The sequence below is a fragment of the Pseudomonas sp. ARP3 genome, assembly GCF_001029595.1.
Lineage (GTDB): Bacteria > Pseudomonadota > Gammaproteobacteria > Pseudomonadales > Pseudomonadaceae > Aquipseudomonas > Aquipseudomonas rhodesiae.
The window spans coordinates 149,321-171,057 of the sequence record NZ_LEKF01000008.1; the positions used below are offsets into that span (position 1 = coordinate 149,321).

Here is a 21,737-nt window from a genome sequence, read left to right on the forward strand (position 1 = left end):
CATGGCTACGCTCGAACTTCGCAATGTAAACAAGACCTATGGCCCCGGCCTGCCCGACACCTTGAAGAACATCGAACTGTCGATCAAGGAAGGCGAGTTTCTGATCCTGGTCGGCCCATCGGGTTGCGGTAAATCCACGCTGATGAACTGCATCGCGGGCCTGGAAACCATCACCGGTGGCGCGATCATGATCGGTGATCAGGACGTCAGCGGCATGAGCCCCAAGGATCGCGACATCGCCATGGTGTTCCAGTCCTACGCCCTGTACCCAACCATGAGCGTGCGCGAGAACATCGAGTTCGGCCTGAAAATCCGCAAGATGCCCCAGGCCGATATCGACGCCGAAGTGGCGCGCGTGGCCAAGCTGCTGCAGATCGAACATTTGCTCAACCGCAAGCCGGGCCAGCTTTCCGGCGGCCAGCAACAGCGCGTGGCCATGGGCCGTGCCCTGGCGCGTCGGCCGAAGATCTACTTGTTCGACGAACCGCTGTCCAACCTCGACGCCAAGCTGCGGGTTGAGATGCGCACCGAAATGAAGCTGATGCACCAGCGCCTCAAGACCACCACGGTCTACGTGACTCACGACCAGATCGAAGCGATGACCCTGGGCGACAAAGTGGCGGTGATGAAGGACGGCATCATCCAGCAATTCGGCACGCCGAAGGAAATTTACAACGACCCGGCTAACCTGTTTGTGGCAAGCTTTATCGGTTCACCACCGATGAACTTCGTTCCTATGCGTCTAAAACGCAAAGACGGGAAGTTGGTAGCGCTGCTCGACAGCGGTCAAGCCCGTTGCGAATTGCCACTGGGGATGAACGACGCCGGTCTGGAAGACCGCGATGTGATCCTGGGCCTGCGCCCGGAGCAAATCGTGCTGGCGGCAGGGGAGGGCAATGGCTCGTCGAGTATTCGCGCCGAAGTCCAGGTTACCGAGCCTACCGGCCCGGACACCCTGGTGTTCGTGCAGCTCAATGACACCAAAGTCTGCTGCCGCCTGGCACCGGATGTGGCACCGCAAGTGGGCGAGACCCTGACCCTGCAGTTCGACCCGGCCAAGGTGCTGCTGTTTGACGCCAACACTGGCGAGCGTTTGGGCACTGCCGCCGCGTTGCCTGCTCAGGTGCCTGCCGACAACGTGACCCAGTTCAAGGGCCGTTGATCGAGATAACTTGTTGTTTTGATTAAAAAAATGTAACCCGCGTTAGATAAAAACAGTTTAATAACAATAAAGACGAGGATGTAGGGATGAAAAAGCAACACAACAACACTCGGCTGATCTGCCAACTGTCAGCAGCAGCAGCCCTGGTATTGTCCGCCAATGCGATGGCGGCCGATGCATTCAGCGCCGATTCCAAGTGGATGACCGGCGACTGGGGTGGCGAGCGTACTAAGCTGATCGAGCAAGGTATCGACATCAAGGCCGACTACGTCGGGGAAATGGGCTACAACGCCCACGGTGGTTACAACAACGACAAGACCGGTCGCTACTCCGACCAGTTCGGTCTGGGTGTGGCGCTGGACCTGCAAAAACTGTGGGGCTGGGATAACACCCAGGCCAAGATCCAGTTGACCAATCGTAACGGCCAGAACATCTCCAACGACCGTATTGGCGACCCGCGTGCCGGCACGCTGAGTTCGTCCCAAGAAGTGTATGGCCGTGGCCATATGGTGCGTCTGACCCAGTTCTGGATCCAGCACCAGATGTTCGACAACAAGTTGGACGTGAAACTGGGCTACTTCGGTGAAGGCGAAGACTTCAACACCTTCCCATGCGACTTCCAGAACCTGTCGTTCTGCGGCTCCCAGGTCGGTAACTACGTCAACACCTGGTACAACTGGCCAGTCAGCCAGGCGGCTATCCGCGTCAAGTACAACATCACCCCTGAGCTGTATGCCCAGATCGGTGCCTACAACCAGAACCCGTCGCAGCTTGAACACGGCAACGGCTTCAAACTCAGCGGCAGTGGTACCAAAGGTACTGTGATCCCGGTGGAATTGGTCTGGTCGCCGAAAGTGAATAACCTGCCGGGCGAATACCGTGTGGGTTACTACAAGAGCGCCGCCGATGCTCCGGATGTGCGTAAAGACGTCAACGGTGGCGATGCGGTCCTCAGTGGTGCTGACTTCCGTACCCGCAGCAGCAAAAAAGGCTACTGGTTCGTTGCGCAGCAGCAACTCACCACCCATAACGGCGACGCGTCGCGCGGCCTGAACATCGCAGCCAACGCCACTTTCCACGACAAGGAAACCAACCTGGTCGACAACTATCAGTCGCTCATGCTGGTGTACAAAGGCCCATTCGATGCGCGTCCAAAAGACGACGTCGGTATTGGTGCCGCGCGCCTGCATGTCAACAATGACGTCAAGCGCAACTCGGAACTGCTCAATGCCGCTAACGGCGTCAGCGACTATGACAACCCGCTGTACACGCCGATTCGTGAGACCGAATACAACTTCGAACTCAACTACGGCTTCCACGTTACCAACTGGCTGACCGTACGTCCCAACCTGCAATACGTCGTGCAGCCTGGCGGCGTGGACAAAGTCGATAACGCGCTGGTAGCGGGTCTGAAAATTCAGTCTACGTTCTAACGCTGTTGCGATAAGCTCCTTCTCTCTGTGCGCATTTGCGGATAGCCATGGCTATCCGCTTTTTTTTGCGCAGCACTGTGATACAGGACCGTGGCACATGCATGAGCATCCGCTGCAACGCTTTTTCAAATCCCTGCGCGAACGTCCAGTGTTCGCCTGGGAACGCTTTCAGATGCGCGACGTGTTGGTGATCGATCATCCGCTGTGCCAGGCGGTATTCAGTCGCCAGGGCGCGCAACTGTTGCATTTTCAGCCGCGTGGTCAGAAGCCCTGGCTGTGGTGCGCGACCAAGTGGCCGCAGGTCGGTGCCATTCGTGGTGGCGTGCCGGTGTGCTGGCCATGGTATGGCCGTCACCCAAGCGAAAACGCCTGGCCGTCCCATGGCTGGGCGCGCCTGATCGACTGGAAACTGCTCGATAGCTCCAGCGATGACGAAGGCGTGAACCTGCACTGGCAATTGCAACTGTGCGACTGGCAGGTGGACCTGCACGCGCACTTGGGGGCTACCTTGGATTTGCGCCTGAGCACCGAGCATCAGGACGAACTGCCGTGCCAGTTAAGCCATGCGTTGCACGCTTACTGGCGTATTGGTCACGTTGATGAGGTAGCGCTGTCTGGGCTCGAAGGCGCGCAAGGTTACGATCAGCTCAACCGCCAGATGTGCCAGCAGGAGGGCGAGTTGCGCGTAGAGGGCGGATGCCAGCGGGTGTTCCAGCACGAAGGCGAACTGCACCTCAAGGATCACGCCTGGCAGCGCGAACTGTGCATCGACACGGGCGAGAGTGCCGACACTGTGGTGTGGCATCCGGGCAGCCGACCGCTGTTGGGCGTGAGTTTTAACGAGGCGTCGGGGTTTGTGTGTGTGGAGTCGGCGATGGCCGGGGCCAGTTTGGCGCCGGGGGAGCGGGCGCACCTGAGTTTGCAAGCTCGGGCTGGAGTTTAGCGTTGTTGCTTGTGGCCTCATCGGGGGCATGCCCGCTCCCACATTTGGAACGCATTGCCCTGTGGGAGCGGGCTTGCTCGCGATGGCGGCGGTACTGCTGGTAGAGATTCGAGCTTAGTTAAACTCATCCCCCACCGGATACCGGCTGTCGTTCAGACTCTCTTTGATCTTGCGCAAGTGCGGCTGGAAATCCACCCCGCGACGCAATGTCATGCCGGTGGCCAGCACATCCAGCACGGTCAGTTGGATGATCCGCGACGTCATCGGCATGTAGATATCCGTGTCTTCCGGGAGTGGAATATTCAGGCTCACCGTACTGGCCTTGGCCAACGGTGAGTTCTCGGCGGTCACGCCCAGCACCGAGGCGCCGTTACTGCGTGCGATACGCGCCACTTCCACCAGCTCGCGGGTACGCCCGGTGTAGGAAATGATCACGAACAGCTCACCGGTATGGGCCACCGAGGCGATCATGCGCTGCATCAGTACGTCGGCGTGGGCGGTGACCGCCAGGTTGAAACGGAAGAACTTATGCAGGGCGTCCATGGCCACCGGGGCCGAAGCACCGAGGCCGAAGAAGTGGATCTGCCGAGCCTGGATCAGCAGGTCCACGGCCTTGCTGATCAGGTTCGGGTCCAGGGCCTGGCAGGCGCTGTCCAAGGAGGCGATGGCACTGCCAAAGATCTTCTGCGTGTAGGCCTCCGGGTTATCATCGGCCTCCACGGCGCGGCTGACATAAGCCGCGCCACTGGCCAGGCTTTGCGCCAACTGCAATTTGAGTTCAGGGTAACCGCTCACGCCGAATGAACGGCAGAAACGGTTGACCGTCGGTTCACTGACCGAGGCGGCCTGGGCGAGGGCGGCGATCGAGAAGCGTGTGGCCTGCTGCGGGTTGAGCAGGATGACTTCAGCGACTTTGCGCTCTGCCTTGTTCAAGTCTTCGAGGCGGCTCTGGATCTGCTCCAGAAGATTTCGCACGCGGTCCATTCAGTCTTTCCTTCGGGCGACGATGCAAATTAAGGGCGGCAAGCAATCGACGAGCGGCCTTTTGCGGTGGCCTATCCTACTGAGGGTAGCTGAACACCACCACTCGCAATGCGTATTTCGGGAAAATGTTGTGGTTATTACTACATTTTTCCTTGAGTGATACCTTGAAAAAAGGTATTTGTAGCTTAACTTGATAAAAGAACAAACATCATGCCTTCGATAACCGTGGAACCCTGCACCTTTGCCCTGTTTGGCGCCTTGGGTGATCTGGCGCTACGCAAGTTATTTCCTGCCCTCTATCAGTTGGATGGTGCAGGTCTGTTGCACGAAGACACGCGCATCCTGGCCCTGGCCCGTGAAGCCGGCTCCGAGCAGCAGCACCTGGCCCATATCGAAAAAGAACTGCGTAAATACGTCGGCAAGGAACTGGACGACAGCATCGCCCAGCGTTTCCTGGCGCGTCTGACCTACGTCCATGTCGACTTTATGAAAGCCGACGACTACGTGGCCCTGGCTGAAAAAGCCGGCACCGAACAACGCCTGATTGCCTACTTCGCCACTCCGGCGGCGGTGTATGGCGCGATCTGCGAAAATTTGTCCAAGGTCGGCCTGGCGGACAACACCCGCGTGGTGCTGGAAAAACCCATCGGTTCGGACCTGGAGTCCTCGCGCAAGGTCAACGACGCCGTGGCGCAGTTTTTCCCGGAAAACCGCACCTACCGCATCGACCATTACCTGGGCAAAGAGACCGTTCAAAACCTGATTGCGCTGCGTTTTGCCAACAGCCTGTTCGAGACCCAGTGGAACCAGCACTACATTTCCCACGTAGAAATTACCGTGGCGGAGCAAGTGGGCATTGAAGGTCGTTGGGGTTATTTCGACAAAGCCGGCCAGCTGCGGGACATGATCCAGAATCACCTGTTGCAGCTGCTTTGCCTGATCGCCATGGACCCACCGGCCGACCTGTCCGCCGACAGCATCCGTGACGAGAAGGTCAAGGTGCTCAAGGCCCTGGCGCCGATCAGCCCGGACGGCCTTACCACCCAAGTGGTGCGTGGCCAGTACATCGCCGGCTACAGCGCCGGCAAGCCGGTGCCGGGATACCTGGAAGAAGAAAACTCCAACACCCAGAGCGACACCGAAACCTTCGTCGCCTTGCGTGCCGATATCCGTAACTGGCGTTGGGCCGGTGTGCCGTTCTACCTGCGTACCGGCAAGCGCATGCCGCAAAAGCTGTCGCAGATCGTTATCCACTTCAAGGAACCGTCCCACTATATCTTCGCCCCCGAGCAGCGCCTGCAGATCAGCAACAAACTGATCATCCGCCTGCAACCGGACGAAGGGATTTCCTTGCGGGTAATGACCAAGGAGCAGGGCCTGGACAAAGGCATGCAACTGCGCAGCGGCCCGCTGCAACTGAATTTTTCCGACACCTACCGCAGTACGCGCATTCCTGATGCCTACGAGCGTTTGCTGTTGGAAGTGATGCGCGGCAATCAGAACCTGTTTGTTCGCAAAGATGAAATCGAAGCCGCGTGGAAGTGGTGTGACCAGTTGATCGCCGGTTGGAAAAAATCCGGTGATGCGCCCAAGCCGTATGCGGCGGGCTCCTGGGGGCCGATGAGCTCCATTGCACTGATCACGCGGGATGGGAGGTCATGGTATGGCGATATCTGAATTGAAACTGCCGCAGGGCGTCAGCGCCCATGAGTACCGTACGCCTGCGTTGCTGGCGGACGGTTTGGCTAACGATGTGGCCGAACAATTGCGCACGGCCATCAGCGCCCGTGGCGAAGCGACGCTGGTGGTGTCTGGTGGGCGCAGCCCGGTGGCGTTTTTCCAGAACCTGGCCAAGCAGGGCCTGGACTGGTCCAAGGTCACCATCACCCTCGCCGATGAGCGCTGGGTGCCGGTAGAGCATGCCGACAGCAATGCCGGCCTATTGAAGAAATATCTGCTGCAGGGCCCGGCCGCCAAGGCGCGGTTCCTCAGTTTGTACAGCGCCACCGCGAACCTGGAAGAGGCTGCCGAGCAGGCCGATCGCCTGCTGGCCGAACTGCCCGCCATCGATGTGCTGGTGCTGGGCATGGGCGATGACGGCCACACCGCGTCGCTGTTTCCCAACAGCCCGAACCTGAACGAAGCCCTGCAGCCCGACGGTACCCGCCGTTGCTGGCCCATGCTGGCGCCGACCGTGCCGCACCAGCGCCTGACCATGAGTCGCGCGTTGCTGGCCACGGCCCGCTACACCGTGCTGTCGATATCCGGCAGTTCGAAATTGACCACTTTGAGCGCCGCGCTGGCCAGTGACGACGTCGCCGCCATGCCGATTCGCGCGTTTCTGCAACCTACTTTAGAGATTTACTGGTGCCCATGAGCCAAGGATCAGCCGCTATGAAAAGCCCTCAACCGACCGTGTCCATGGCGGATAAAGTTGCCTTGATCGACAGCCTCTGCGCCAAGGCGCGGATTCTGCCGGTGATCACCATCGCCCGCGAACAGGACATTCTGCCCCTGGCCGATGCCCTGGCGGCCGGCGGCCTGACGGCGCTGGAAGTGACCCTGCGTTCGGAGTTCGGTCTCAAGGCCATTCAGGTGCTGCGCGAGCAGCGTCCTGAACTGTGCACCGGCGCCGGCACCGTGTTGGATCGGCACATGCTGGAGGCCGCGGAAGTGGCCGGCTCGCAGTTTATCGTCACCCCCGGGATTACCCGCGACCTGCTGGAAGCCTCGGTGCACAGCCCGATCCCGCTGTTGCCGGGTATCAGCAATGCGTCCGGCATCATGGAAGGCTATGGCCTGGGCTACCGTCGTTTCAAATTGTTCCCCGCTGAAGTCAGCGGTGGCGTAGCGGCAATCAAGGCCCTGGGCGGCCCGTTCGGCGAAGTGAAATTCTGCCCGACCGGCGGCGTCGGCCCGGCCAATATCAAAAGCTACATGGCGTTGAAAAACGTGATGTGCGTGGGCGGCAGCTGGATGCTCGACCCAGAGTGGGTCAAGAACGGCGACTGGGCACGCATCCAGGAAGTTACCGCCCAGGCCCTGGCGCTGTTGGATTGATCTGATTTACCGAATCGTTGTTGCTGTGCTTAACGGCATTTTTGCGGTGCACTTGGTCGGTGTACCGCTTTTTTTTGCCTGCAATAAAACTGCGCCTGCTTTTATAGAGGGCTGCGGTGCAGTTCGGTGATGGCATTGGCCAGATGATGGATGTCCGCCACCGAGGTGACCAACCCGGGGGTGATCCGGATACACGTCCCGAACGAGGCCCCGACACGGGTCGTGGTGAAGACGTTGTAGTCCTTGAGCAAACGGTCCGCCATCGCCTGCTGGTCCCGACCGCTGAATTTGAAAGCACTAATCCCGCAATACAGCCTCGGGTCATCCGGCGTCAGCACCTCGATCCCCGGCAATGACCGTACCTGGCTCACCCATGTATCCCGCAGGTAATTGACCCGCGCACCTTTGGCAGCCGCGCCACCCAGTGCGCGATGCTCATCCAATACCAGTGGCAAGGTCATCAGCGCCGGAAAATTCGGCGTGCTGTAGGACGTCCGCGCGCGTACATCGGTGATGGGGTAGTGGAACTCGCCCATGTCCGGGTCGATATCGGCCAGGCGCTCGGGGGCGATATACAGGAAGCCCAGGGTCAACGGTGCGCCGATCCATTTGTGCAGGTTGAACCCGGCGAACTGGATGCCCAGATCGGCCAAGTTGAAGTCGATCTGGCCAAGGGCGTGGGCACCGTCGAGGATCACGTCAACACCGTGCGTCCGTGCCGCCTGAGCAATGGCGGCCACTGGCATTACCAGCCCGGTGCGATGGGTAACGTGGGTCATGGCCATCAGCTTGAGACGCGGGTATTGGGCGAAGGCATCACGATAGGTCTGTAGCAGGCTGTCGAAACTGGCCGGATGGGCGTGGGACAGTTCGATAACCTCCACACCGCGATGCGCCGCCAGCCAGCGCATCGCGCCCTTGACCGTGTCGTACTCCAGATCGCTGATCAGCACTTGGTCACCCGGTTGCAGGCGGTTGTAGTTGCGGATCAGCGACTGCAAGGCTTCGGTGGCGTTGCGGGTGAATGCCACCGACTCGGGTTCCACCTCTATCAAGGCGGCGAGCTGGCGCCGGATCTCGATGTTTTCGCCCTGTTCGAAACGCTGGCGCACATACACCGCATTGCTGCGGTTGATAAACGCCACATGCTCCAGGTACTGGGCCTGCACCGCGCGGCTCATGCGGCCGAAGTAACCGTTCTCAAGATTGATAGGGCCTGGCTCGCAGTCATAGCGTTGAGCGATGGCTTGCCAATGCGCTTCGTTTTGGGCGTTGCTGGGCATGGGTGGGCTCTTAATGGCGTGGGGCAGGCTTGCCGTGTTTGGCGCGCAGCGGTTCGAGCAGTTCTGACAGACCGTTGTGGTCAATTTCCTGCATCAGCGCCAGCAGACCACCCAATTCGCCGTGGGGGAAACCTTCGCGAGCGAACCAGTTCAGGTAGGGGCCTGGCAAGTCGGCAATGATCCGCCCTTTGTATTTGCCGAAAGGCATTTCGCGGGTGATCAACAGTTCGAGCTTTTCCGGGTTCATGAACGTCAGACGGTTACGAGAGGAGCTTGGAAAATACAGGCATTCTGCATGAAGGCCAAATGACAGATCATGCAAATAACGTACATACAGATGGTTCAATATTTCGTAAATTATTGAATTTAAACAATAAAGTTATTTTTTAAAACCTGGCACGGGCGCTGCAATCATTAAGACAACCTTTCTCAACCCACATAAGGAATTGGAAAATGACTGACATCAACAAAGAATCGATCTCCGTACTTAACGACCTGATCGAAACCAGCATCGACGGCCAAAAAGGCTTTAAAGAGTGCGCTGAAGATATTAAGCACCCAGAACTCAAGGCGCTGTTTGCTAAGCGTTCTGCCGATTGCGCCACCGCTGCCGCCGAGCTGAAAACCGCCGTGCGTGCCTTGGGTGGCGATCCGGAAGATTCCGGCAGCGTTGCCGGCGCACTGCACCGTGGCTGGGTCGACGTGAAGTCGATGGTTACCGGTAAAGATGAAGAGGCTGTGCTGAACGAAGCCGAGCGCGGTGAAGACCACGCACTGAAGGCTTATCGTGAAGCGATCGAGAAGATCAACAAGCACAACCTGCTGGGCATTCGTGACTTGGTTGAGCGTCAGTACCACGGCGTGCAACGCAATCACGACCAGGTTAAAGCCCTGCGTAACCAGGCTCGCGCTCAGTCGTAAGCTTACCGCCTAGTCAATGTGGGATGGGGCTTGCCCCCGATAGCGGTGAATCAGTCGATGTTTGAATGACTGACTCACCGCAATCGGGGCAAGCCCTCTCCCTCATTTGTATTCAGCCGATGCTGATCGGCGGCAGCTCGGTCAAGGTCACCACCTGCTGTTTACGCGGCGCAAGAATCTCTGCCTCGCCATCCACTACCAACTCGTCGCGCTGGTTGAACACGCGGGTGGCAATCCGCACGCGGAACTTGGGCAGTTTCTCCAGGATTTCCAGGCGCACCGTCAGGGTGTCGCCGATCTTCACCGGCTTCTGAAAGCTCATCTGCTGACCGATATAAATCGTGCCAGGCCCAGGCAGTTCACAGGCTACGGCTGCGCTGATCAAAGCGCCGCTGAACATGCCGTGGGCGATACGCTCCTTGAACATCGTGGCCTTGGCGTATTCGGCGTCCAGGTGCACCGGGTTGTGATCGCCGGACATTGCCGCGAACAGCTGGATGTCGCGCTCTTCGACAGTCTTGCTATAACTGGCGGTCTGGCCGACTTCAAGGGCTTCATACGGGGTGTTGGTTACCTGGGTCATCTAAGAGCGCATCCTGTGGCTAATCGGTAATTTAATTTGCTGATTTTAAAGGAAAATTTATTCGCAGCGGGCAGGCCGTTGCAAACTCAGGGCGTGATCCAGCCATGTCACCACATCCGCCGTGACTTGCGCACGATTGGTCTCATTGAACACTTCATGACGCGCCTGGGGGTAAATAGTCAGTTGCAGGTGCTGGCAGCCGGCCGCTTGCAGGGCTTGAGTCAGGTGGGTGAGACGCTTGCCCTCGCTCACCGGATCACATTCGCCGCCCATCACCAGAATCGGCAGGCCTGGATCGATCTGCGCGAGGTTGGACGCTTTGCTGATCTGCTGCAAGCCGCCTAGCAAATCCACCCACAGTTGGTTGGTGCAACGAAAACCGCAGAGAGGATCGTTGATGTACTTATCCACCTCATCCGGGTCGCGACTGAGCCAGTCGAAGGCCGTGCGGTTAGGTTTGAACGCTTTGTTGAAAGAGCCAAACGACAGGAAGTCGATCACGGCGCTGCGCCCCCGCAGGCCCTGGCGCAGGCGTTCGGCGCGAGCGATCAGGCGCGCGGCGCGGTACAGCGCCACCGGCTGGAAATTCGACCCACTGAGAATCGCCCCATGCAGGCTGGCACTGTGGTGCAGCAGATAAGCCTGGGCGATATAACTGCCCATGCTGTGCCCCAACAGTACGATCGGCAGCCCCGGATGCTGTTGGCCGATGTGTTGGTTGAGGCTGGCCAGGTCGCCTACCACTTTGTTCCAGCCATCGTGCTCGGCGAACAACCCCAGAGTGCCTTCATCGGCGGTCCGTCCATGGCCTCGCTGGTCCAGCGCGTACACACCGTAGCCCGCATCGCACAGGGCCTCGGCCAGGCGGGCGTAGCGCCCACTGTGCTCGGCCATGCCGTGGGACACCATTACCACAGCCTGGAGCGGCCCCTGTGGCAGCCATTGGTTGACGTATAGGCGGGTATGGTCGTTCGCAGTCAGCCAGAAGGTGCTGTGGTTCATGGCGGTTCCTTTGCTCGGTGTCGTTGCAGTGTATCGCTGATCTTCTGGCAAGCGGCTGATCAGTACAGGCCCTTGTAGGAAGATTCACGCAGTTGATGACACTCTTTCCTGTATTTGCCTGATTGGCCATAGCTGCTAACGTCCCCAAAGCTCCGCTTTCCATCGCAGCATAAAAGCGGCCGGACACACTCAGGTACAGAGGACAAGAATAATGCAACCTGATTTCTGGAATGACAAACGCGCGGCGGGCGTTCCCAATGACATCGACCTCACCACCTACAAGTCGGTGATCGAAGTCTTCGAGCGTTCCTGCAAAGCCTTTGCCGACCGTCCGGCATTCAGCAATATGGGGGTGACCCTGACCTACGCCGAGCTTGAGCGCCAGAGCGCGGCGTTCGCCGGTTACCTGCAGCATCACACCGACCTCAAGCCCGGCGAGCGCATCGCAGTGCAGATGCCCAACGTATTGCATTACCCCATCGCGGTGTTCGGGGCGCTGCGCGCCGGGTTGATCGTGGTCAACACCAACCCGTTGTACACCCCGCGGGAAATGCGCCACCAATTCAAGGATGCCGGCGTGCGGGCGCTGGTCTACCTCAACCTGTTCGGATCGCGGGTGCAGGAAGTGTGTGCCGACACCGAGATTGACTACCTGATCGAAGCCAAAATGGGCGATTTCTTGCCCGCCGCCAAAGGCTGGCTGGTCAACACCGTGGTCGACAAGGTCAAGAAGATGGTCCCGGCCTATCACCTGCCACGCGCGGTTTCGTTCAAGCGTGCCCTGCGCATGGGCGCGGGCCTGGGTGTGACCCGCCACCCGGTGACCCTGGATGACATCGCCGTGTTGCAATACACCGGCGGCACCACCGGCCTGGCCAAGGGCGCGATGCTGACCCACGGCAATCTGGTGGCCAATATGCAGCAGGCGCGGGCGTGCATGTCCCAGGTCAGCGATAACGGCCAGCCGCTGGTACGGGAAGGGCAGGAGGTGATGATCGCGCCGCTGCCGCTCTACCACATCTATGCCTTTACGGCGAACTGCATGTGCATGATGGTGACCGGCAACCACAACGTGCTAATCACCAACCCGCGCGACATCGGCGGGTTTATCAAAGAGCTGAAAAAGTGGCGGTTTTCCTGCCTGCTGGGGTTGAACACCCTGTTTGTCGCGCTGATGGACCACCCGGATTTCAAGACCCTGGATTTCTCGCACCTCAAGATCACCAATTCCGGCGGTACCGCGCTGGTCAAGGCCACCGCCGAGCGCTGGAAGGCCCTGACCGGCTGCACCATCGGCGAAGGCTACGGCCTGACCGAAACCTCGCCGGTGGCCAGCACCAACCCCTACGGTAGCCAATCGCGGCTGGGCACCGTGGGTATTCCAGTGCCGGGTACGGCCATGAAGGTGATCGATGACGAAGGCCGCGAATTGCCCCTCGGGGAGCGTGGCGAACTGTGCATCAAAGGCCCACAGGTGATGAAGGGCTACTGGCAGCAACCGGCGGCAACCGCCGACACCCTGGATGCCGAAGGGTGGTTGAAAACCGGTGATATTGCGGTGATCGACACCGATGGCTTTGTGAGCATTGTCGACCGCAAGAAAGACCTGATCATCGTCTCCGGCTTCAACGTGTACCCCAACGAAATCGAAGACGTGGTGATGGCCCACCCAGCAGTGGCCAGCTGCGCGGTGATCGGCGTGCCGGACGAGCGCACGGGGGAGGCGGTGAAGCTGTTCGTGGTGGCGCGGGCTCAGGGGGTCAGCCTTGAAGAGCTGAAGGCGTACTGCAAAAGCAACTTCACCGGCTACAAGGTGCCCAAGCACATCGTGTTGCGTGAGTCGTTGCCGATGACGCCGGTGGGCAAGATCCTGCGCAGGGAGCTGCGCGACATCGCCTGACCCTGAAGTGAAGTGCAATCAAAATGTGGGAGGGGGCTTGCCCCCCGATGGCAGCGCAACAGTCACCATTTGTATCGACTGTTTAATGCCATCGGGGGCAAGCCCCCTCCCACATTTGTCTGTGTTTAATCTGTAAGCCTTGTTCTAGAGCCTTTTTTTGCGGATATAGAATCTTTGCTCTAAAAATGACCATTGGATATTCATGAGTCATGTTTATGACTGTAGGGCCCTCTTTTGGCTCTAGTCGGCCCTCGGCAAAGCTGCTACTCTCGGCGCGCTTTGTGACCTCTCGGCCTGCTTGAACGCGCCAGACTCACCTTAAAACTTAAAAAACATACACCAATAATAATCGCATCAAATGCGATGATGAATTCGCGTCGCTGAGGAGTGGGCTTCCATGAACGAAGACTTTTGGAAGGATAAGTACCCCGCCGGGATTGCTGCAGACATCAATCCAGACGAGTATCCAAATATTCAGGCGGTACTTAAACAGTCCTGCCAGCGCTTCGCTAACAAACCGGCGTTCAGCAACCTGGGCAAGACAATCACCTACGGTGAGTTGTACGAATTGTCCGGCGCCTTCGCCGCCTACCTGCAACAGCATACCGACTTGAAGCCTGGCGATCGAATCGCCGTGCAACTACCCAACGTTCTGCAATACCCAGTCGCTGTGTTCGGTGCCATCCGCGCCGGCCTGATTGTGGTCAACACCAACCCGCTGTACACCGCGCGGGAAATGGAACACCAGTTCAACGATTCCGGCGCCAAGGCGCTGGTCTGCCTGGCCAACATGGCTCACTTGGCGGAAAAGGTCGTGCCCAAGACCGCCGTCAAGCATGTGATCGTCACCGAAGTCGCGGACCTGCTGCCGCCGCTCAAGCGCCTGCTGATCAACAGCGTCATCAAGTACGTGAAGAAAATGGTCCCGGCGTATCACTTGCCACAGGCGATCAAATTCAACGACGTGCTCGCCAAGGGACGCGGTCAACCGGTCAGCGACGCTAACCCGGTCAGTAGCGACGTGGCCGTGCTGCAATACACCGGCGGCACCACCGGCGTCGCCAAGGGCGCAATGCTGACCCACCGCAACCTCGTGGCCAACATGCTGCAGTGCAAGGCGCTGATGGGCTCCAACCTCAATGAAGGTTGCGAGATCCTGATCACACCGCTGCCGCTCTACCACATCTATGCGTTCACCTTTCATTGCATGGCGATGATGCTGATCGGCAACCACAACATCCTGATCAGCAACCCGCGCGACCTGCCGGCGATGGTCAAGGAACTGTCGAAGTGGAAGTTCAGCGGCTTCGTCGGCCTGAACACGCTGTTCGTAGCGTTGTGCAACAACGAAGCCTTCCGCAAGCTGGACTTCTCCGCGCTGAAAGTCACGCTCTCCGGCGGTATGGCCCTGCAACTGGCAGCGGCCGAGCGTTGGAAAGCCGTGACCGGTTGCGGTATCTGCGAAGGTTACGGCATGACCGAGACCAGCCCGGTGGCCACCGTGAACCCGATCCAGCATATCCAGATCGGCACCATCGGCATTCCGGTGCCTTCGACGGTGTGCAAGGTCATCGCCGACGATGGCACCGAGCTGCCGTTGGGTGAAACCGGCGAGCTGTGCGTCAAGGGCCCACAAGTGATGAAGGGCTACTGGCAGCGCCAGGATGCCACCGACGAGATGCTCGACAGCGACGGTTGGCTCAAGACCGGCGACATCGCGATCATCCAGCCCGATGGCTATATGCGCATCGTTGATCGCAAGAAAGACATGATCCTGGTCTCCGGCTTCAACGTGTACCCCAACGAGCTGGAAGACGTACTGGCGGGCCTGCCGGGCGTGTTGCAGTGTGCAGCCATCGGCGTGCCGGACGAGAAGTCCGGGGAACACATCAAGCTGTTTATTGTGGTCAAGCCGGGTGCGACCCTGACCAAGGAGCAGGTGATGGAGCACATGCGCGCCAACGTCACTGGCTACAAGGTGCCCAAGGCGGTGGAGTTCCGCGATGCCTTGCCGACGACCAACGTCGGCAAGATCCTGCGTCGCGAGTTGCGCGACGAAGAGCTGAAGAAGCTCGGTCTTAAAAAGTAACGCAATTCAAATGTGGGGGGGGCCAAGCCACCTCCCACATTTTTTCTGACCGCGCTCTTACAGGGCAAACTGCGCGAAGTTCACACCCGCACCCGCCGGACGCACATCTTTCAAGAACGAGTCCTTATCCGCGCTCAGCTCCAGAGTGATCTCCGGCTTGCGCTTGCCCGCATTACGCACCACCAGCCCTTCGAGTTTCTCGCGCAGAAACACCGTCGGCACCTTCAGATGCAACAACTGGTCGGTCTCGGCGTTGTGCATCAGCAGGTGAATCCACTCGTACTGGCCCACCGCAATCCGTGCCACCGGCAGATCGAACCACCAGATGTTGCGTTTGCGGTCCAGGTCGGTGAAATGGCAGTTGTTGACGCCGAGTACGGCTCCGCCCAGTTCCTGGTTTCTGCGAGCAATGGCCTGTGCTTTATTGAGTTTCATAACCTTCCTACGGGATCTGTTATTCAGCCTTATAACCTGAATGTGCCGCGCATTCTCATGGGTTGGCCGCAAAACATAAAGCCCAACCTGTGCGCACCGATCAAATGCACCCTGAAAATAATTGAAACTCTGCCGAATCCGCTCCGGTCAATCTTCATGTAACGACCAATAACCCTTGATTGTTCTTTCGGAGAAATACCATGGGCAGCACAGCGGATAAGGCAAAAGGCTTGGCCAACGAAGCGGTCGGCAACATTAAGCAAGGTGTCGGCAAAGCCACCGATAACGACAAAATGCGCGCCGAAGGCGTCGTCCAAGAGAAGAAGGGCGAAGCTCAGCAGGCGGTCGGCAAAACCAAAGATGCCGTTAAAAAAGCCACCAAGTAACGCTGGCTTTGGCGGGTGTGAACTCGCCGTCCTGCGGCCATCCACGGATGGCCGTTTTTGTGTCGCCTGCTGCAACTAAAGTTTGGAAATTGTTTCAAAGTCGCCAGATGGGCTACTTTGATGTAGAAAACGGCCCTTGAGTCGCCCATGACCTTATCCTCTTTGCGGCGAAAGGAGACGCTATGATTTTTCCAGTACTTGATGGTCTCAAGCTGCACAAAGTGCTGTTGCGCACCGTCAAGGAATTCGTCGACGACGAAATGCCCACCTATGCCTCGGCGCTGGCTTACCAGATGCTGTTCTCGCTGTTTCCGTTCCTACTGTTTTTGATTGCGCTGATTGGTTTTCTGCACCTGCCGGACTTCTTCAGTTGGCTACGCCTGCAATCGGAGCTGGTGCTGCCGCCCCAGGCGTTGGAGCAGGTCAATCCGGTGATCGACCAGTTGCAGCAATCCAAGGGTGGCCTGCTGTCGGTGGGTATCGTGATCGCGCTGTGGACGGCCTCGGCCGGCGTGCGCCTGATGATGAGCGCCATGAACGCCGCCTACGATGTGGTCGAAGGTCGGCCGATCTGGAAGCGTTTTCCGCTGTCGATCTTCTACACCGTAGGCATCGCCGGGATGTTACTCGCCGCCGCCGCGCTGATGGTGCTCGGCCCACAGGTGATGGAGTGGCTGGCCGGGCAGATCGGCATGCAGGAATTCGTGGTCACCCTGTGGACCATCGTGCGTTGGCCGCTGATCGTGATTCTGCTGATGTTCGCCGTGGCGCTGATGTACTACGTGATGCCCGATGTCGAACAGAAATTTCGCTTTATCACCCCCGGTTCCGTACTGGCGGTGGTGGTGTGGATCATTGCCTCGCTGGGGTTTGGCTACTACGTCAAGACCTTCGCCGATTACAACGCCATGTACGGCAGCATCGGTGCGATCATCGTGCTGCTCCTATACTTTTACATATCATCCGCCGTGCTGTTGCTGGGCGCGGAGATGAATGCGGTGATTGAACACATGTCAGCCGAAGGCAAGGAACCGGGGGCCAAGGATTTCGATGAGCCGCCGGTCCATGAGAAACAACATGTTTCCGGCCTTGGCCGTGACCATTCCATTAAGCCCACTACTGACGAAGCCTGATTAATGATCCGTGAAATCCTGAAAATGGGCGATGAACGCTTGCTACGCATCGCCCCTCCGGTTCCGCCGGAAATGTTCGACAGCCCCGAACTGTGGCAACTGATTGATGACATGTTCCAGACCATGGAGCATGTGGGCGGTGTAGGCCTTGCCGCGCCGCAGATCGGCGTGGATCTGCAATTGGTGATCTTCGGTTTTGAGAGCAGCGAGCGCTACCCGGACGCACCGGCCGTGCCCCAGACCATCCTGATCAACCCACTGATCACGCCACTCAGCCCGGTGCTGGAAGAGGGCTTCGAAGGTTGCCTGTCGGTGCCTGGCCTGCGCGGTGCGGTGAACCGCTACCAGCAGATCCGTTATGAAGGTTTCGATCCCAAGGGCGAGCCTATCGTGCGCTTTGCCGATGGCTTCCATGCGCGGGTGGTGCAACACGAATGCGACCATCTGATCGGCCGGTTATACCCATCGCGCATCACCGACTTCAGCAAGTTCGGCTTCATCGACGTGATGTTCCCGGAGTTGGATCCCGCCACGGCGGATTAACCAAAGAAATGCCGATCAGCATGTGGAAAAAGGGGCTTTCCCAATAGCCTTAGTTAGCTACACAAAATCCAAGCCTGCGCACCACACGGGATCGGCCATTAAGTGGTTGTGGTGAGCGGGCTTGCCCCGCGCCGGGCCGCGAAGCGGCCCTCTCTCCAGACACCGCGGTGTGCCAGACAAAAAGCATGGGCCCATTCCCTCTCGGTCACCTGCTATCCGAGGGCGGCCTCACTCCCGATTCCAAGCCCATCGCGATCATCGGTTTGTTGCGCTTGTAACGCACCAGCCGCTCGCCGAGGGACTGCGGCAATCGCGTGTCCTGGGTAAAGCCTATCCGCTGATACAACCGCTCCAAGTCAGGATGGCACAACAACCATACCGTGCCCTCGGCTGACGCCACTGCCTCAAGGATCAACCGCGTCGCCAAACCCTGGCTGCGATAATCCGGCGCCACAAACACGCCGGTCAGCCACTGCCCGCCCACCACGGGTGTCAGGCACAACCCGGCGACAATGTCGCCATCGCGCGCCACCCATAAACGCCCGCCCTTGAGCGCCTTCATCGATGAATCGTGGCGGCGGTAAAACTTGTTCAGCAGCGGCCATAGGGGCTCTGGCAGTGGATCAATGGGCAACTCGGGCATGGTATTCAAGCAGGCGTCGTGATGGGGGCCAAGATTATAAGCGCCTTCTGCCGGGCAATAGGTGGTATACGCAATGCTGCATCCCTTCACAGTGGAGTACGCAGCATGGCTAAAGGCATGGATTCAAAGAAAGCCGCGAAGAAAAAACCGGCAAAGACCGCCGATGAAAAACGCGCAGACAAGAAAGCCAAGAAATCCGAAACAGGTCTGTTCGGGCACTAATCAGCAAACGCCTGCTCGCTCAGGTGCGAGCAGGCTCGCGAAGCCATTCGACGACACGATCATGCTGGATGAACGCAGCGTTCTTGGAGGCTTCGCGAGCAAAAAACTCGCGGCCAGTGACGTCAGATGGCCGCCAGGGTTTCTTTCAACGTTCGCGCCTGAGGCTCAGCTGTCTTTGCCGCTACTTGTTGTTCCTGTTGCTGCTTCAAGCGTTCAGCCACTTGCTTGGAAATCGCGTCCTGCTTTTCCTGGGACATATTCTGCACATCCGCCTCGGTCAGCCCTTGTTCCTTGAGCAATTGCTCGCGGATGCGTTCGGCAGGGGATTTGCTCATATAGTCAGTGAATTCCGCGCGAGCCCCGGAAGCCGAGTTGGTTGCCGGTACTTCACTGGCGGTACTGGCTGTCTGTAATTGCACGCGGGTCTTGGCGAAAGCTTCATCGATACGGTCGGCGGCCTTGTCCAATTCCTTCTGCGCGGCCGGTACGGTCACGCTTTGCTGCGCCGCTTGCAGGGCGCCGCTGTACAGCGCGCTGGCGGCGGCGTTGGCGGGGTCCATGTCGGGTCGCTTGATCTGTTGAACGGTCGACACGGCTTGGGTGTTGTTGTTTACCAGCATGATCGGTCACCTGTGTAATGTTCGGTGCCACAGCTGGAGCAAATAACATGCCGAGTGCCAGACCCCCGGTTTTGCTGGGTCGGCGCGCCATCGGCGGCAACACTTATCCCGCCAACGGCCAATCGTTGCCGTCAATGGGCGATATGTTCCAGGGCCAGGTTGCGCGTGCGTGGTCCGAACCAACTGATGGTGATCATCACAATCAGCATGCTGCTGGCGATAAATGCCAGCACCCCCGGTGTGCCCAGGTGTTCGAGGATGAACCCGATCAGCAGGCTGCTGAACACCGTCGACAAGCGGCTGAACGAGTAACAGAACCCCACCGCCCGCGCACGGATATTGGTGGGGAACAGTTCGCTCTGGTACGAGTGATAACTGAAGCTCAGCCAGGCATTGCAGAAGGTGATCATCACGCCGCAGAACACCAGCCCTACCGCCGTGGTCTGTAGTGCGAACAGGCTGCCGAAGATCACTGCGCCCATGGCCGAGCCGACGATCTGCCACTTGTTTTCAAAGCGGTTGGCCACCTTCACGAACAGCAATGGCCCCAGCGGGTAGGCGAGGGTGATGATAAAGGCGTACAGCAGGCTGTGGGTCACACTCACGCCCTGACCCGACAAGAGCGCCGGCAACCAATTGCCAAAGCCGAAAAAGCCGATGGCCTGGAACACATGGAACACGATCAGCATCAACGCCCGGCGCCGATACGGCGGTTGCCAGATATCGGCAAAGCGCCCGCTGCCCTGCACGCTGACGGCCTCTGGCTCGGGCTCGTCCAGCGGTTTACCGTGATCCTTGCGGCAGCGCGCCTCCAGGCTGTCCATGATCTGTCCGGCCTCGTCGAAGCGGCCTTGTTGCGCGAGCCAGCGCGGTGACTCCGGCAAGCGCTTGCGCAGTTGCCAGATAAATAACGCAAACACCGCGCTGCTCAGCACCACCCAGCGCCAACCGGCGATGCCGAACGGCGCCTGGGGCACCAGCCACCACGACATCAACGCCACCGCCGGGACCGACAGAAACTGGATAAAAAATGCGAAGGCAAACGCCGAACTGCGCATGCGCTTGGGCACCAGTTCCGAAAGATAAGCGTCGATGGTCACCAGTTCGATGCCCAGGCCGATCCCCACCAGAAAACGCATGCCGACAATGCCCAGGGCGGATGTTTGGATACCCATCAACACCGTGGCCACCGTGTACCAGATCAGCGCAAAGGTGAAGATCGCACGACGCCCGAAGCGGTCGGCAATCGGGCTGAGCAGGCTGGCGCCAAGGAACAGGCCCAGAAAGGTCGCCGAGGCGAATGCGGCCTGGTCGGAGAAACCGAACACGCCTTCACTGCCGGTGTGAAAAATCCCATCGCTGATTAGGCCGGGGCTGATATAGGCGGTCTGGAACAGGTCATACAGCTCAAAAAAACCACCGATGGACAGCAGCGCCACCAAGCGCCAGACGGTAGCGACGGCGGGCAGGCGGTCGATGCGTGCGCTGATATGGGCGGCACGCAGCGGGTTGATGCCGTCTGTGGTTGAAGCGGCGAGTGTGGACATGGTGAGCGATTCCAGGTGCAGGACCTGGAATCTTAGCTGGCTAACGGAAATCGCTGCTTGTTAAATGGCAGGGCACGCCGGGCATATTTGGCGATTTATTGCGTTTACCGCTTATGGCTCAAGATTTTATGGCGCAACAATCAATTATGCCCGTCCAGGGCGAACGCCTTGAAGCCCGCATGCTGGCTGAGCCTTTCGTAATAGGCCGCCACCGCCGAAAAATGCGGATGCTCCATCGGCGTCATGCGCCAGCGGTGCACCGACAGGCCGATAAGGATGTCGGCCAGGGTGAACTCATCGCCGGCGACGTAGGCCTGCGTCGTGGCCAGCTGCTGTTCGAGGATGGCCATCTTGTCGTTCCAGCCCTGCACGCCGGCCTGGATACGTTGCGGGTCCTGATAGTCCGGGTTTTTGCGCACCAAGGCGTGGAACGCGTAGCCCCATGACGGGTTCAGCTCGGTGGCCTGCCAGTCCATCCACTGCTCCACCCGGGCCCGGGGCGCGGGCTCGGCGGGCAGCAGATCATGCCGTTGGTAAAGGCCGACCAGGTAACGGCAAATGGTGTTGGATTCCCACAACACGCCGTGGTCATCGATCAGCACCGGCACCTGGGCGTTGGGGTTCAGGGCCATGAACTCAGCGGATTGGGTGGGTGTGTAGCCGATGCCCCAGTCTTCACGCACGTAGTCGATGCCCAGTTCCTGGCAGGTCCAGAGCACTTTGCGCACGTTGATGGACGACGTGCGGCCCAAGATTTTCAGTGAGTGTCCCATGGTGCTTTCCTGGCGATGGAGAGAAGGACAATCTAGCAGGGGCGGCAGGTTACGGCGATATTTCCACGCGGCACG

22 protein-coding genes are annotated in these 21,737 nt (G+C 59.0%); 12 read left to right on the top strand and 10 right to left on the bottom strand.

What is annotated here, in order from left to right; all coding sequences use genetic code 11:
- The first annotated feature begins 1 nt into the window (after position 1).
- The 3 genes from ABX75_RS12085 (at position 2) to ABX75_RS12095 (ending at position 3,538) form a co-directional block, all read left to right on the top strand.
- Positions 2-1,162: an ABC transporter ATP-binding protein gene (locus ABX75_RS12085; protein ID WP_034100065.1), complete on the top strand. Its 1,161-nt coding sequence runs from the start codon at positions 2-4 to the stop codon at positions 1,160-1,162.
- Positions 1,163-1,248: 86 nt separating this feature from the next.
- Positions 1,249-2,595, top strand: coding sequence for a carbohydrate porin (locus ABX75_RS12090; protein WP_040269278.1), 1,347 nt, complete (start codon positions 1,249-1,251; stop codon positions 2,593-2,595).
- A 97-nt stretch (positions 2,596-2,692) separates the two neighbouring features.
- Positions 2,693-3,538, top strand: a complete 846-nt coding sequence (locus ABX75_RS12095) for a D-hexose-6-phosphate mutarotase (RefSeq protein ID WP_034100061.1) — start codon at positions 2,693-2,695, stop codon at positions 3,536-3,538.
- A 114-nt stretch (positions 3,539-3,652) separates the two neighbouring features.
- Here ABX75_RS12095 and ABX75_RS12100 read toward each other — a convergent pair whose 3' ends face one another.
- A complete protein-coding gene (locus ABX75_RS12100; RefSeq protein WP_169868275.1) occupies positions 3,653-4,513 on the bottom strand; it encodes a MurR/RpiR family transcriptional regulator in 861 nt (286 codons plus the stop codon).
- A 219-nt stretch (positions 4,514-4,732) separates the two neighbouring features.
- Between ABX75_RS12100 and zwf the strand changes: the two genes are divergently transcribed.
- The 3 genes from zwf to ABX75_RS12115 are packed head-to-tail and all read left to right on the top strand — an operon-like array spanning position 4,733 to position 7,582.
- Complete coding sequence (gene zwf, locus ABX75_RS12105) at positions 4,733-6,199, top strand: glucose-6-phosphate dehydrogenase (RefSeq protein WP_034100057.1); 1,467 nt, start codon at positions 4,733-4,735, stop codon at positions 6,197-6,199.
- Positions 6,186-6,899, top strand: a complete 714-nt coding sequence (gene pgl, locus ABX75_RS12110) for a 6-phosphogluconolactonase (protein ID WP_034100055.1) — start codon at positions 6,186-6,188, stop codon at positions 6,897-6,899. The genes zwf and pgl overlap by 14 nt, the downstream gene beginning before the upstream one ends.
- Before the next feature lie 17 nt (positions 6,900-6,916).
- Positions 6,917-7,582: a bifunctional 4-hydroxy-2-oxoglutarate aldolase/2-dehydro-3-deoxy-phosphogluconate aldolase gene (locus tag ABX75_RS12115; RefSeq protein ID WP_026067364.1), complete on the top strand. Its 666-nt coding sequence runs from the start codon at positions 6,917-6,919 to the stop codon at positions 7,580-7,582.
- A 101-nt stretch (positions 7,583-7,683) separates the two neighbouring features.
- Here ABX75_RS12115 and ABX75_RS12120 read toward each other — a convergent pair whose 3' ends face one another.
- The gene (locus ABX75_RS12120; protein WP_034114959.1) at positions 7,684-8,865 is read right to left on the bottom strand and encodes an aminotransferase class V-fold PLP-dependent enzyme; all 1,182 of its coding nucleotides are present in this window, start codon (positions 8,863-8,865) and stop codon (positions 7,684-7,686) included.
- Positions 8,866-8,875: 10 nt separating this feature from the next.
- A complete protein-coding gene (locus ABX75_RS12125) occupies positions 8,876-9,112 on the bottom strand; it encodes a DUF3820 family protein (protein ID WP_003213031.1) in 237 nt (78 codons plus the stop codon).
- 206 nt (positions 9,113-9,318) lie between these two features.
- On the opposite strand from ABX75_RS12125, the gene ABX75_RS12130 reads away from it, so the two are divergent.
- Complete coding sequence (locus ABX75_RS12130; protein WP_003175720.1) at positions 9,319-9,786, top strand: PA2169 family four-helix-bundle protein; 468 nt, start codon at positions 9,319-9,321, stop codon at positions 9,784-9,786.
- Between the two features lie 112 nt (positions 9,787-9,898).
- Here the strand turns inward: ABX75_RS12130 and ABX75_RS12135 are convergent, their stop codons facing one another.
- Complete coding sequence (locus tag ABX75_RS12135; protein ID WP_003175719.1) at positions 9,899-10,369, bottom strand: MaoC family dehydratase; 471 nt, start codon at positions 10,367-10,369, stop codon at positions 9,899-9,901.
- A 57-nt stretch (positions 10,370-10,426) separates the two neighbouring features.
- Positions 10,427-11,371: an alpha/beta hydrolase gene (locus ABX75_RS12140; protein WP_034114958.1), complete on the bottom strand. Its 945-nt coding sequence runs from the start codon at positions 11,369-11,371 to the stop codon at positions 10,427-10,429.
- 211 nt (positions 11,372-11,582) lie between these two features.
- Here ABX75_RS12140 and fadD2 point away from each other — a divergent pair, with 211 nt between their 5' ends.
- Positions 11,583-13,271: a long-chain-fatty-acid--CoA ligase FadD2 gene (fadD2, locus tag ABX75_RS12145; protein ID WP_034100047.1), complete on the top strand. Its 1,689-nt coding sequence runs from the start codon at positions 11,583-11,585 to the stop codon at positions 13,269-13,271.
- Positions 13,272-13,668: 397 nt separating this feature from the next.
- Positions 13,669-15,360 (top strand): long-chain-fatty-acid--CoA ligase FadD1, encoded by a 1,692-nt coding sequence (gene fadD1 / locus ABX75_RS12150; RefSeq protein ID WP_034100045.1) that lies wholly within the window; start codon positions 13,669-13,671, stop codon positions 15,358-15,360.
- Between the two features lie 57 nt (positions 15,361-15,417).
- Here fadD1 and ABX75_RS12155 read toward each other — a convergent pair whose 3' ends face one another.
- Positions 15,418-15,795 carry a hypothetical protein gene (locus ABX75_RS12155; protein WP_024077075.1) on the bottom strand — a complete coding sequence of 126 codons (378 nt, stop codon included), beginning with the start codon at positions 15,793-15,795 and terminating at the stop codon, positions 15,418-15,420.
- Positions 15,796-15,995: 200 nt separating this feature from the next.
- On the opposite strand from ABX75_RS12155, the gene ABX75_RS12160 reads away from it, so the two are divergent.
- The 3 genes from ABX75_RS12160 (at position 15,996) to def (ending at position 17,857) form a co-directional block, all read left to right on the top strand.
- Positions 15,996-16,181: a CsbD family protein gene (locus tag ABX75_RS12160; protein WP_034100043.1), complete on the top strand. Its 186-nt coding sequence runs from the start codon at positions 15,996-15,998 to the stop codon at positions 16,179-16,181.
- A 182-nt stretch (positions 16,182-16,363) separates the two neighbouring features.
- Positions 16,364-17,314, top strand: coding sequence for a YihY/virulence factor BrkB family protein (locus ABX75_RS12165; RefSeq protein ID WP_034100041.1), 951 nt, complete (start codon positions 16,364-16,366; stop codon positions 17,312-17,314).
- A gap of 3 nt (positions 17,315-17,317) precedes the next feature.
- On the top strand, positions 17,318-17,857 hold the full coding sequence (def, locus tag ABX75_RS12170) for a peptide deformylase (RefSeq protein WP_034100039.1): 540 nt from the start codon (positions 17,318-17,320) through the stop codon (positions 17,855-17,857).
- Positions 17,858-18,062: 205 nt separating this feature from the next.
- On the opposite strand, the gene ABX75_RS12175 is transcribed toward def, so the two are convergent.
- The 4 genes from ABX75_RS12175 to ABX75_RS12190 form a co-directional block, all read right to left on the bottom strand.
- Entirely contained in the window at positions 18,063-18,500 is a 438-nt protein-coding gene (locus tag ABX75_RS12175; protein ID WP_034100038.1) for a GNAT family N-acetyltransferase, read from the bottom strand.
- Between the two features lie 344 nt (positions 18,501-18,844).
- On the bottom strand, positions 18,845-19,342 hold the full coding sequence (locus tag ABX75_RS12180; protein WP_047881995.1) for a hypothetical protein: 498 nt from the start codon (positions 19,340-19,342) through the stop codon (positions 18,845-18,847).
- A 131-nt stretch (positions 19,343-19,473) separates the two neighbouring features.
- Positions 19,474-20,889 (bottom strand): MFS transporter, encoded by a 1,416-nt coding sequence (locus ABX75_RS12185; protein ID WP_047881996.1) that lies wholly within the window; start codon positions 20,887-20,889, stop codon positions 19,474-19,476.
- A 140-nt stretch (positions 20,890-21,029) separates the two neighbouring features.
- The gene (locus ABX75_RS12190) at positions 21,030-21,662 is read right to left on the bottom strand and encodes a glutathione S-transferase family protein (RefSeq protein ID WP_047881997.1); all 633 of its coding nucleotides are present in this window, start codon (positions 21,660-21,662) and stop codon (positions 21,030-21,032) included.
- Between the last annotated feature and the right edge of the window lie 75 nt (positions 21,663-21,737).